Below are 11927 nucleotides of genomic sequence, written 5' to 3' on the forward strand. Positions count from 1 at the left end.
GTCCCACACGCGTGCCCTTGCCCACAGCCTGTGGACAACCGAGGCCCACACGCCCAGATAGCGTTAACATGACGAGAAATCGTCCGGTACCCCGAGCGGACTGGAACGGAAGGCCATCGTCCCGTGTCACTTCCCCCTCCGAACCACCGATCCGAGCCCGCCGATCCCAGGGACCGCCCGGCTCGCCTCACCGTGGGCGTCGTCGGCGCAGGCCGCGTGGGCCCCGCGCTCGCCGCCTCCCTGCAACTGGCCGGGCACCGCCCCGTCGCCGTCTCCGGAGTCTCCGACGCGTCCGTGCGGCGGGCCGCCACTCTGCTCCCCGACGTCCCCCTGGTGCCGCCCGCCGACGTCCTCGCACGGGCCGACCTGGTGCTCCTCACCGTCCCCGACGACGCGCTGCCCGGCCTCGTCGAGGGCTTCGTCGAGACCGGCTCGATCCGCCCGGGACAGCTCCTCGTGCACACCTCGGGGCGGTACGGCACCAAGGTCCTCGACCCGGCCCTGCGCGCGGGCGCCCTGCCCCTCGCGCTGCATCCCGCGATGACCTTCACCGGCACCCCGATCGACGTCCAGCGGCTGGCCGGCTGCTCGTTCGGGGTGACCGCGCCCGAGGAATTGCGACTTGCCGCCGAGGCCCTGGTCATCGAGATGGGCGGCGAGCCCGAGTGGATCGCCGAAGACATGCGGCCGCTCTACCACGCGGCCCTCGCGCTCGGCGCGAACCACCTGGTCACGCTGGTCGCCGAGTCCATGGACCTGCTGCGCGACGCGGGCGTCACCGCCCCCGACCGGATGCTCGGCCCGCTGCTCGGGGCCGCGCTCGACAACGCGCTCAGGTCCGGCGACGCGGCCCTCACGGGCCCGGTGGCGCGCGGCGACGCCGGCACGGTCGCCGCGCACGTCGCGGAGTTGCGCAAGCACGCCCCGGGGACCGTCGCCGGATACCTCGCGATGGCCCGCGCGACCGCCGACCGTGCCCTAGCGCACGGCCTGTTGAAGCCGGAGCTCGCCGAAGACCTGCTCGGTGTCCTCGCCGGCGGTGCGGAGGAGACGCCATGAGTACGAAGGTGCTGCATGAAGGCGAGCAGTTGCGGGGCCGCACGCGTGCCGGGCAGCGGGTCGTCGTCATGACGATGGGCGCCCTGCACGAGGGCCACGCCACCTTGATCCGCACGGCACGCGAGCGCGCGGGCGCCGACGGCGAAGTGGTCGTCACCGTCTTCGTGAACCCGCTGCAGTTCGGCGCCGGTGAGGACCTCGACCGCTACCCGCGCACCCTGGACGCCGACGTAAAGATCGCCGAACAGGCGGGCGCGGACGCCGTGTTCGCCCCCTCCGCGGACGAGGTCTACCCCGGCGGGCAGCCGCAGGTCCGCATCGCGGGCGGCCCGATGGGCGAGCGCCTCGAAGGAGCCTCGCGCCCCGGCCACTTCGACGGCATGCTCACCGTCGTCGCCAAACTGCTGCACCTCACGCGCGCGGACGTCGCCCTGTTCGGGCAGAAGGACGCGCAGCAACTCGCCCTGGTCCGCCGCATGGTGCGCGACCTGAACTTCGACGTGGAGATCGTCGGCGTGCCCACGGTCCGTGAGGCCGACGGCCTGGCGCTCTCCTCCCGCAACCGGTACCTGTCGCCGGACGAGCGGCGCAGCGCGCTCGCGCTGTCCCGCTCCCTGTTCGCGGGCCGCGACCGGCACGCCGCACAAGAGGCCCTTCGCGCGCGTGCCGCCGAAAGCCCCTCCACGCGCGCACGTGCGCAGGCGCTGGGCGCACTCGGCGAGTCCCGCGCCGCGGCCGACGCCCACGCCGTCGCCTTCCCGGGCGGCCCCGCGGCCGTCCGCGCCGCGGCCCGCCAGATCCTGGACGAGGCCGCTCGCCTGCGTCCCCCCGTCGAACTGGACTACCTGGCCCTGATCGACCCGGCCGACCTCACCGACGTGACCGACGACTTCGAGGGCGAGGCCGTTCTCGCCGTCGCCGCGCGCGTGGGGACGACCCGGCTGATCGACAACCTGCCCCTGACATTCGGAGCCCGCCCATGAGCGCCTCTGTAGGAACCGGCATACGACTGCACGCCCCCGCCCCGGGCTGGTCCATCGACGCCGACGTCGTGGTCGTCGGCTCGGGCGTCGCGGGCCTGACCGCCGCCCTGCGCTGCGAGGCCGCGGGCCTGACGACGGTCGTCGTCACCAAGGCCCGCCTCGACGACGGCTCCACGCGCTGGGCACAGGGCGGCATCGCCGCCGCGCTCGGCGACGGCGACACCCCCGAGCAGCACCTCGACGACACTCTGGTCGCGGGCGTGGGCCTGTGCGACGAGGGAGCGGTACGCACGCTCGTCACCGAGGGCCCCGACGCCGTACGCCGCCTCATCGCGACCGGCGCCCACTTCGACGAGACCCCCGAGGGCGAGCTCGACCTGACCCGCGAGGGCGGCCATCACCGCCGCCGCATCGCGCACGCGGGCGGTGACGCGTCGGGCGCCGAGATCTCCCGGGCGCTCGTCGAGGCGGTACGCGCGCGTGGGCTGCACACCGTTGAGAACGCCCTGGTCCTGGACCTGTTGATGGATGCCGACGGCCGCACGGCCGGCGTCTCGCTGCACGTCATGGGAGAGGGACAGCACGACGGCGTCGGCGCGGTCCTGGCCCCCGCCGTGGTCCTCGCGACCGGCGGCATGGGCCAGGTCTTCTCGGCGACCACGAACCCGCACGTGTCCACCGGCGACGGCGTGGCCCTCGCGCTGCGCGCGGGCGCCGAGGTCAGCGACCTCGAATTCGTCCAGTTCCACCCGACGGTGCTCTTCCTGGGCGCGGACGCCGAGGGCCAGCAGCCGCTCGTCTCCGAAGCCGTACGCGGCGAAGGCGCCCACCTCGTGGACGCGGACGGCGTGCGCTTCATGGTGGGCCAGCACGAACTCGCCGAACTGGCGCCCCGCGACATCGTCGCGAAGGGCATCACGCGACGCATGCAGGAGCGCGGCACCCAGCACATGTACCTCGACGGGCGGCACTTCGGCGCCGACATGTGGGAACACCGCTTCCCCACGATCCTCGCCGCCTGCCGCGCCCACGGCATCGACCCCGTCACCGAGCCGATCCCGGTCGCCCCGGCCGCGCACTATGCCTCCGGCGGCGTCCGCACCGACCTCCAGGGCCGTACCACCGTCCCCGGCCTGTACGCGTGCGGGGAGGTCGCCTGCACGGGCGTCCACGGCGCGAACCGCCTCGCCTCCAACTCCCTCCTGGAGGGCCTGGTCTACGCGGAACGCATCGCGGAGGACATCAAGCAGCGGCACACGGAGAAGCACCTGCACGCGCGCGTGCCCGCGCCCGTCCCGCACCCGCAGACCCCGACCCACCCCCTCCTCCCGCCGGAGGCCCGGTTCGCGATCCAGCGGGTGATGACGGCGGGCGCGGGCGTGCTGCGCTCCGCCGACTCCCTCGCCGAGGCCGCCGCGCAGCTGGGCCGCATCCACGCCGAGGCGGTCAACTCCCTTGCTGAGCACGGCAAGACGTCCGAGCCGGGCGTCGACACCTGGGAGGCCACGAACCTGCTGTGCGTGGCCCGCGTCCTGGTCGCCGCCGCCCGCCGCCGCGAGGAGACGCGCGGCTGCCACTGGCGCGAGGACCACGCCGACCGCGACGACACGAACTGGCGCCGCCACATCGTCGTAGGACTCAATCCGGACCGGACCCTGGCCACGCGCACCACACAGACCGCAGACTTTCCGGCAACGAACCTTCAGGAGCAGTGACCGACGTGAGCGCCACCCCCGAACTCCCTCTGGCCGACGCCGACAGCGCCGGCTGCGGTGACAACTGCGGCTGTTCGCAGGCGTCCCCCGAGGACGCCATGGAGTGCGGCCTCGACCCGTCGCTCGCCCAGCTCCTGCTCGACGCGGGCCTGGACCCCGTCGAGATCGAGGACATCGCCCACATGGCGATCGCCGAGGACCTGGCCGGCGGCGTCGACGTGACGACCGTCGCGACGATCCCCGAAGAGGCCGTCGCCACCGCGGACTTCACCGCCCGCGAGGACGGCGTCGTGGCGGGCCTGCGCGTCGCCGAAGCACTCATCTCCGTAGTGGCCACCGACGAGTTCGAGGTCGAGCGGCACGCAGAGGACGGCGACCGTGTGAGCGCCGGACAGAAGCTCCTGTCCGTCACCACCCGCACCCGTGACCTGCTCACCGCCGAGCGCAGCGCGCTCAACCTCCTGTGCCGCCTCTCCGGCATCGCGACGGCCACGCGCGCGTGGGCGGACGCTCTGGAGGGCACGAAGACGCAGGTCCGCGACACCCGCAAGACGACACCGGGTCTGCGCTCCCTGGAGAAGTACGCGGTCCGCGCGGGCGGCGGCGTCAACCACCGCATGTCCCTGTCGGACGCGGCCCTGGTCAAGGACAACCATGTGGTCGCGGCGGGCGGCGTCGCGCAGGCCTTCCAGGCGGTACGCGACCGCTTCCCCGGCCTGCCGATCGAGGTCGAGGTCGACACGCTGCACCAGCTGCGCGAGGTCCTGGACGCCGGCGCCGACCTGATCCTGCTCGACAACCTCACGCCGGTCGAGACCGAGGAGGCCGTGGCGATCACGGCCGGCCGCGCGCTCCTGGAGTCGTCGGGCCGCCTGACGCTGGAGAACGCGGCGACGTACGCGAAGACCGGCGTCGACTTCCTCGCGGTCGGCGCCCTCACCCACTCCTCGCCGATCCTGGACATCGGCCTCGACCTGCGCGAAGCGGAGTGACGCGGCCGCCATGCTGTTGACCATCGACGTGGGCAACACCCACACCGTCCTCGGCCTGTTCGACGGCGAGGAGATCGTCGAGCACTGGCGCATCTCCACGGACGCGCGCAGAACCGCCGACGAGCTCGCCGTCCTGCTCCAGGGCCTGATGGGCATGCACCCGCTGCTCGGCGACGAGCTCGGCGACGGCATCGACGGCATCGCCATCTGCTCGACCGTCCCCTCGGTCCTGCACGAGCTGCGCGAGGTCACCCGCCGCTACTACGGCGACGTCCCCGCCGTCCTGGTCGAACCCGGCATCAAGACCGGCGTCCCGATCCTCATGGACAACCCCAAGGAGGTCGGCGCCGACCGCATCATCAACGCGGTCGCGGCCGTCGAGCTCTACGGCGGCCCGGCGATCGTCGTGGACTTCGGTACGGCGACGACGTTCGACGCGGTCTCCGCGCGCGGCGAGTACGCGGGCGGCGTGATCGCCCCCGGCATCGAGATCTCCGTGGAGGCGCTCGGCGTGCGCGGCGCGCAGCTCCGCAAGATCGAACTGGCTCGGCCGCGCAGTGTCATCGGCAAGAACACGGTCGAGGCCATGCAGTCCGGCATCGTCTACGGGTTCGCGGGCCAGGTCGACGGGGTCGTGCAGCGGATGGCGAAGGAACTGGCGGCCGACCCGGACGACGTCACCGTCATCGCGACGGGCGGGCTCGCGCCGATCATCCTCGGCGAGGCCTCGGTCATCGACGAGCACGAGCCGTGGCTGACCCTGATCGGCCTGCGGCTCGTGTACGAGCGGAACGTGTCCCGGCTCTAGGGCTCCCACCGCAACTCCGGCCACGCCCGCGCCACGCCCACGCCAGCCACGCCACGAATTGCCGGTTAAGCCGATTTTGTCGGTAATGACACGTATCGTCCTTTCATGCCCACGCCCTACGGAAACCGCGGCGGCCTGGCGTTCGGTGCAGAAGAGCTGCGTGTGCTCCGACGCGCCCTCGCCCTCGCCCTCCATCCCAGCTCCGCCTCGGACACGGATGTCCGGGACTGTCTCCGAGTCGCCGAGTCGGTCGACGAAGCCGTGCGGGAGAGCGCCCGTATGCGGGCCTTTCTCTTCGCCGACCTCGACCGGTACCGGGCCGCGCTGCCCGGCACCGTCACCGGCTACCTGAGCCTCCTCCAGGACGCCCTGGCGGCGGGCCACCAGCCCGGCGTCGACGACCTCGCGGCACTGCGCGCCCTGCGCGGCAACCCCACCGCGGCGGCCCTGCTCGAACGCTGCCGCGTCCTGGCCGAACAGGGCGTACGGGAGCGGCTGGAAGCGCGCCACCGCCGCCGCGTCCCGGCCTCCCGCTCGCACCTGCTCGCGCTGCCCGGCGGCCTCGCGGGCAGCGACCAGCAGCCCGCGCGGCCGAGGCCGGGCACCCCGCCGAAGCCCGTGCCCACCCCGGCCGAGGTCTTCCCGCCCAAACGCCGACCCGTTCAGCCCACCGCCCCGCCGCAGCAGTGGGCCGCGGGCTAGCTACTCTGGAGGCATGGACTACGTCTCCGCGCTCGTGCCCCCGGTAGTGATGGCCGTGTTCTTCGTCGGTCTCATCGTGACGATCGTGAAGTCGCAGGGTGGCGACAGGAAGGGCAAGGAGGACGCGGCCGTCGACGCCGCCCTCGCGCGCGCCGAGGCCACCCGCCAGACCGGCGGCGTGCACGAGGCAGGCGCCTGACCGATCGCGCGGTCCGCGATCGCAGCCGTGCAAAGGGGCGCCCACTGGGCGCCCCTTTTGCCATTGATTGAAGCCGTTCGCCACGTCCGGCGTTGAATTACCGGCTTCTCCCACTATTGTGCTGCTCGTGCCGCGCCCCTTGGGAGAACTCGAAGACGCAGTGATGACACGGGTGTGGAAGTGGAACCGCCCGGTGACGGTGAGGGAAGTCCTGGAGGATCTCCAGCAGGAACGGTCCATCGCCTACACGACGGTCATGACCGTATTGGACAATCTCCATCAGAAGGGCTGGGTCCGCCGTGAGGCGGAAGGCCGCGCCTATCGATATGAGGCCGTCTCCACCCGGGCCGCCTACTCGGCCGCACTGATGAACGAGGCGTGGGGGCAGAGCGACAACCCCGCCGCCGCGCTCGTCGCGTTCTTCGGCATGATGTCGTCCCAGCAGCGCGAAGCGCTCAGGGATGCCATGCGCATCGTTCAGCCGGAAGTACCGTCCGAAGTCCCGGCCGAAGTACAGGCCGAAGTTCCGGTCGAAGTGCCGCCCGAAGTGCCCGCCGAAGTCCCGTCAGGACCCGGGGAAGCGGACAGGGAGGCCGGGCGATAGCGTCCGCTCATGCCAGCAGAGCCCCCCGAAGTCTTCACAAGCGCCGATTCGACCGCTAAAGCAGTCTCCGTCCGCAGGGCCAGGACCGCCGATGTACCGGCGGTGCGCCGACTGCTCGACGCGTACAGCCGACAGGGGATCCTGCTCGACAAAGCGACGGTGACGCTTTACGAGGACATCCAGGAGTTCTGGGTCGCGGAACGTGACGACAACGCGGAGGTCGTCGGATGCGGCGCGCTGCACGTCATGTGGGAAGACCTCGCGGAAGTCCGCACTCTCGCGGTGAATCCACTGGTCAAGGGCGGCGGCGTAGGTCATCTGGTACTGGACAAGCTGCTGCAGACCGCGCGCTGGCTCGGTGTTCGCCGGGTTTTCTGTCTCACCTTCGAAGTCGAGTTCTTCGTCAAGCATGGCTTCGTGGAGATCGGGGAGACACCCGTCGATACGGTTGACACCGATGTCTACAGTGAGCTGCTGCGTTCCTATGACGAGGGCGTAGCGGAGTTCCTCGGTCTCGAACGAGTGAAACCGAACACCTTGGGCAACAGCCGGATGCTTCTGCATCTGTGATCGTCCCGGACGGTATTCCGGCAACCACCGGCGAGCGGGCCCTATGTCCGAAACGCGCATGTTTTCGGCCCCGCTCGGGCAGCGTACAACTCCGGGATCTCTCCTGGATCTCAGCCAGGGGTTTGTGTTTTCCTCGCAAAAGCGGTTTGCTTTCCGACGTACTGCAGTACTGCATATAACAAGGGGACGGCGAAACAGCGGCCTAGGTCGCCGGGGGCCGGCCCTGCAGATATCGATGAAAGGAAATCCGGTGGCACAGAAGGTTCAGGTCCTTCTTGTCGATGACCTCGACGGCGGCGAGGCGGACGAGACCGTGACGTTCGCGCTCGATGGCAAGACGTACGAGATCGACCTCACCACCGCCAATGCGGACAAGCTCCGTGGCCTCCTCGACGCGTACGTCAAGGGCGGCCGGCGCACCGGCGGCCGTGCCGCGGGCGGCCGGGGCAAGGCGCGCGCCGCGTCCGGTGGTAACCAGGACACCGCGCAGATCCGCGCCTGGGCCAAGGAGAACGGCCACGACGTGAACGACCGCGGCCGTGTCCCCCAGGCGATCCGTGAAGCTTACGAGAAGGCCAACGGCTGAGAATTCGGCGCTGCCGATGCGCGGCGCAGCCGGGCCCGGTGGCAGTGGGTCGCCGCCGTGTCCACGAGGCGTACGAGATCGGGGGCGCCCCCACCGCCCCCTACGACCGACCAGGTCGAGACGGCCGTCAGGGTCGTCAGAGCCGGCAACACCGGTTCCACTTCGCGTCCGGGCTCGGGGGGCCGCACCCACACCGCGGCCTCCTGCGAGCCGGTCCACCCCGGAGGCGTCGGCGCGTCGATGAATCCGTCCGCACCGACGGCGACGAGGTCCAGGGGCAGCGCCCCCCACTCCAGCCAGTCGAGCAGGCCGGGCAGCTCGTCCGCACTGCCCGCGGCGACCAGCAGCCGCATCGTTTCGCCCCGCACGGCCACCGGCGACCGGGGATCCAGCCTGCGCAGCATCGCGAAGCCGGCGTCCGCCGGCAGCTCCAGGACGTCGAACCGCAGCCCCGTACGCAGCCGGACGCCCTCGGGGCCGCCCGTCGCGGCCCAGCCGAGCTCGTCCTCGTACCACTGCACGACCGGATCGGATCCGGCCGCGTCGAGCGGGCGCCGTGGCGTGGGGACAGCGGTGCCGGAGGCAGGTGTGGGAGCGACCATGCCAGGAGCAACCGCGTGGACGACCCCTGGGTTACGCGCTGTGGCACTGTGGAAGCACAGCGTGGCCGAAAAGGGGGCGCGCGGAGGTGCTGAGTGGCGCAAGGGTGTTCGCCCGTAGCGGAGGGAACCGGCGCGCGCCGCATGGAGTGTCAGTCCTTGCGGGTAAGACATCCCTAGTGGGAGGGGCGACACGTGCGCGCCGGGCATCTCGCGTTCGCCATCGGCGTAGTGATGGTGAGGGTATCTGCCTGGCCTGCGGGAACATCGTCTCGCACCATCGGTGTTGGAGCAGTTGTCGGCGTTCGGGGGCAGGAGGCCTTGAGCGGGTGTCGGCAGTTGGAATGAGCGGTCCCCGCTTGCGGGACTAAGCTGCGGAAGGACAGGGAGGGGACCGACCCCTTTACTGCCTGACCGCTCTGAGGAGCGATTAACGATGTTCGAGAGGTTCACCGACCGCGCGCGGCGGGTTGTCGTCCTGGCTCAGGAAGAAGCCCGGATGCTCAACCACAACTACATCGGCACCGAGCACATCCTCCTGGGCTTGATCCACGAGGGCGAAGGTGTCGCCGCTAAGGCCCTGGAGAGCCTCGGGATTTCGCTCGAGGCGGTCCGCCAGCAGGTGGAGGAGATCATCGGGCAGGGCCAGCAGGCTCCGTCCGGGCACATCCCCTTCACCCCCCGTGCCAAGAAGGTCCTGGAGCTGTCGCTCCGCGAGGCCCTTCAGCTGGGCCACAACTACATCGGCACGGAGCACATCCTGCTCGGCCTGATCCGCGAGGGCGAGGGCGTCGCCGCCCAGGTCCTCGTCAAGCTGGGCGCAGACCTCAACCGGGTGCGGCAGCAGGTCATCCAGCTGCTCTCCGGCTACCAGGGCAAGGAGACCGCCGGCGCCAGTGGTGGTCCTGCCGAGGGCACGCCCTCCACGTCCCTGGTGCTCGACCAGTTCGGCCGCAACCTGACGCAGGCCGCTCGTGAGTCCAAGCTCGACCCGGTCATCGGGCGCGAGAAGGAGATCGAGCGCGTCATGCAGGTGCTGTCGCGCCGCACCAAGAACAACCCGGTCCTGATCGGTGAGCCCGGCGTCGGCAAGACCGCCGTCGTCGAGGGCCTCGCGCAGGCCATCGTCAAGGGCGAGGTGCCCGAGACCCTCAAGGACAAGCACCTCTACACCCTCGACCTCGGTGCGCTGGTCGCCGGTTCCCGCTACCGCGGTGACTTCGAGGAGCGCCTGAAGAAGGTGCTCAAGGAGATCCGCACCCGCGGCGACATCATCCTGTTCATCGACGAGCTGCACACGCTGGTCGGTGCGGGTGCCGCGGAAGGCGCCATCGACGCCGCTTCGATCCTGAAGCCGATGCTGGCCCGCGGTGAGCTCCAGACCATCGGTGCGACCACGCTCGACGAGTACCGCAAGCACCTGGAGAAGGACGCGGCCCTCGAGCGCCGCTTCCAGCCGATCCAGGTCGCGGAGCCGTCGCTGCCGCACACCATCGAGATCCTCAAGGGTCTGCGCGACCGCTACGAGGCCCACCACCGTGTCTCGATCACGGACGAGGCACTCGTGCAGGCGGCCACGCTGGCCGACCGGTACATCTCGGACCGCTTCCTGCCGGACAAGGCGATCGACCTGATCGACGAGGCCGGTTCCCGGATGCGCATCCGCCGGATGACCGCGCCGCCGGACCTCCGCGAGTTCGACGAGAAGATCGCGGGCGTGCGACGCGACAAGGAGTCGGCGATCGACTCCCAGGACTTCGAGAAGGCAGCTTCTCTCCGTGACAAGGAGAAGCAGCTGCTCGCCGCGAAGGCCAAGCGCGAGAAGGAGTGGAAGGCCGGCGACATGGACGTCGTCGCCGAGGTGGACGGCGAGCTGATCGCCGAGGTCCTCGCGACCGCCACCGGCATTCCGGTCTTCAAGCTGACCGAGGAGGAGTCCTCGCGTCTGCTGCGCATGGAGGACGAGCTCCACAAGCGGGTCATCGGCCAGAAGGACGCCGTCAAGGCGCTCTCGAAGGCGATCCGTCGTACGCGTGCCGGTCTGAAGGACCCGAAGCGTCCGGGTGGTTCGTTCATCTTCGCCGGCCCGTCCGGTGTCGGTAAGACCGAGCTGTCCAAGGCGCTCGCCGAGTTCCTCTTCGGCGACGAGGACGCGCTGATCTCCCTCGACATGTCGGAGTTCAGCGAGAAGCACACGGTCTCGCGTCTCTTCGGTTCGCCCCCCGGTTACGTGGGCTACGAAGAGGGCGGTCAGCTGACGGAGAAGGTGCGGCGCAAGCCGTTCTCGGTGGTTCTCTTCGACGAGGTCGAAAAGGCCCACCCGGACATCTTCAACTCGCTGCTGCAGATCCTGGAGGACGGTCGCCTGACCGACTCCCAGGGCCGCGTCGTGGACTTCAAGAACACGGTCATCATCATGACGACCAACCTTGGAACGCGTGACATCTCCAAGGGCTTCAACCTGGGCTTCGCCGCCACGGGTGACACGAAGTCCAACTACGAGCGCATGAAGAACAAGGTCTCGGACGAGCTCAAGCAGCACTTCCGCCCCGAGTTCCTCAACCGTGTCGACGACGTCGTCGTCTTCCCGCAGCTCACGCAGGACGACATCCTGCAGATCGTCGACCTCATGGTCGGCAAGGTGGACGAGCGCCTCAAGGACCGCGACATGGGCCTCGAGCTCTCGCAGTCCGCGAAGGAGCTCCTCTCCAAGAAGGGTTACGACCCGGTGCTGGGCGCGCGTCCGCTGCGTCGCACGATCCAGCGCGAGGTCGAGGACACCCTCTCGGAGAAGATCCTCTTCGGCGAGCTGCGTCCCGGCCACATCGTGGTCGTCGACACAGAGGGCGAGGGTGAGGCCAAGACCTTCACCTTCCGCGGCGAGGAGAAGTCGCCGCTGCCCGACGTCCCGCCGATCGAGGACGCGGCCGCGGGCGGTTCCGCCGGGCCGAATCTGAGCAAGGACGCGTAACCCTTACCGGGTGAGCCTGGATACGGGGTGGGGGGGGGGGGGGGGGGGGGGGGGGGGGGGGGGGGGGGGGGGGGGGGGGGGGGGGGGGGGGGGGGGGGGGTGGGGTGTGGGGTGGGGGGGGGGGGGGGGGGGGGGTGGC

The 11927-nt window shown here is 70.6% G+C and carries 12 protein-coding genes; 11 read left to right on the top strand and 1 reads right to left on the bottom strand.

Annotation, left to right across the window (positions count from 1 at the left end; genetic code table 11):
- Positions 1 to 123 precede the first annotated feature (123 nt).
- From ACIREE_RS31490 to ACIREE_RS31535, 10 genes are all read left to right on the top strand, one after another.
- Positions 124 to 1059, top strand: a complete 936-nt coding sequence (locus ACIREE_RS31490; RefSeq protein WP_404159657.1) for a Rossmann-like and DUF2520 domain-containing protein — start codon at positions 124 to 126, stop codon at positions 1057 to 1059.
- Positions 1056 to 2042 carry a pantoate--beta-alanine ligase gene (gene panC, locus ACIREE_RS31495; protein ID WP_404159660.1) on the top strand — a complete coding sequence of 329 codons (987 nt, stop codon included), beginning with the start codon at positions 1056 to 1058 and terminating at the stop codon, positions 2040 to 2042. The genes ACIREE_RS31490 and panC overlap by 4 nt, the downstream gene beginning before the upstream one ends.
- A complete protein-coding gene (locus ACIREE_RS31500; protein WP_404159663.1) occupies positions 2039 to 3757 on the top strand; it encodes an L-aspartate oxidase in 1719 nt (572 codons plus the stop codon). Before panC ends, ACIREE_RS31500 begins: the two co-directional genes overlap by 4 nt.
- Positions 3754 to 4749, top strand: coding sequence for a carboxylating nicotinate-nucleotide diphosphorylase (gene nadC / locus ACIREE_RS31505; RefSeq protein ID WP_404159665.1), 996 nt, complete (start codon positions 3754 to 3756; stop codon positions 4747 to 4749). Before ACIREE_RS31500 ends, nadC begins: the two co-directional genes overlap by 4 nt.
- A 10-nt stretch (positions 4750 to 4759) precedes the next feature.
- Positions 4760 to 5557, top strand: a complete 798-nt coding sequence (locus ACIREE_RS31510; RefSeq protein WP_363199292.1) for a type III pantothenate kinase — start codon at positions 4760 to 4762, stop codon at positions 5555 to 5557.
- Between the two features lie 105 nt (positions 5558 to 5662).
- Complete coding sequence (locus tag ACIREE_RS31515; protein WP_404159668.1) at positions 5663 to 6259, top strand: hypothetical protein; 597 nt, start codon at positions 5663 to 5665, stop codon at positions 6257 to 6259.
- A gap of 13 nt (positions 6260 to 6272) precedes the next feature.
- The gene (locus ACIREE_RS31520) at positions 6273 to 6458 is read left to right on the top strand and encodes a hypothetical protein (RefSeq protein ID WP_404159671.1); all 186 of its coding nucleotides are present in this window, start codon (positions 6273 to 6275) and stop codon (positions 6456 to 6458) included.
- A 127-nt stretch (positions 6459 to 6585) separates the two neighbouring features.
- The gene (locus tag ACIREE_RS31525) at positions 6586 to 7062 is read left to right on the top strand and encodes a BlaI/MecI/CopY family transcriptional regulator (RefSeq protein ID WP_404159786.1); all 477 of its coding nucleotides are present in this window, start codon (positions 6586 to 6588) and stop codon (positions 7060 to 7062) included.
- A 9-nt stretch (positions 7063 to 7071) separates the two neighbouring features.
- Entirely contained in the window at positions 7072 to 7632 is a 561-nt protein-coding gene (locus ACIREE_RS31530) for an amino-acid N-acetyltransferase (RefSeq protein ID WP_404159674.1), read from the top strand.
- Between the two features lie 250 nt (positions 7633 to 7882).
- Complete coding sequence (locus ACIREE_RS31535; protein ID WP_363199288.1) at positions 7883 to 8218, top strand: Lsr2 family protein; 336 nt, start codon at positions 7883 to 7885, stop codon at positions 8216 to 8218.
- Here ACIREE_RS31535 and ACIREE_RS31540 read toward each other — a convergent pair.
- Positions 8197 to 8820 carry an SCO3374 family protein gene (locus ACIREE_RS31540; RefSeq protein WP_404159678.1) on the bottom strand — a complete coding sequence of 208 codons (624 nt, stop codon included), beginning with the start codon at positions 8818 to 8820 and terminating at the stop codon, positions 8197 to 8199. The genes ACIREE_RS31535 and ACIREE_RS31540 overlap by 22 nt on opposite strands.
- A 433-nt stretch (positions 8821 to 9253) precedes the next feature.
- On the opposite strand from ACIREE_RS31540, the gene ACIREE_RS31545 reads away from it, so the two are divergent.
- Positions 9254 to 11788, top strand: a complete 2535-nt coding sequence (locus tag ACIREE_RS31545; protein WP_404159681.1) for an ATP-dependent Clp protease ATP-binding subunit — start codon at positions 9254 to 9256, stop codon at positions 11786 to 11788.
- Positions 11789 to 11927: the final 139 nt, after the last annotated feature.

The organism is Streptomyces sp. NPDC102467 (assembly GCF_044765445.1).
Taxonomy (GTDB): Bacteria; Actinomycetota; Actinomycetes; order Streptomycetales; family Streptomycetaceae; genus Streptomyces.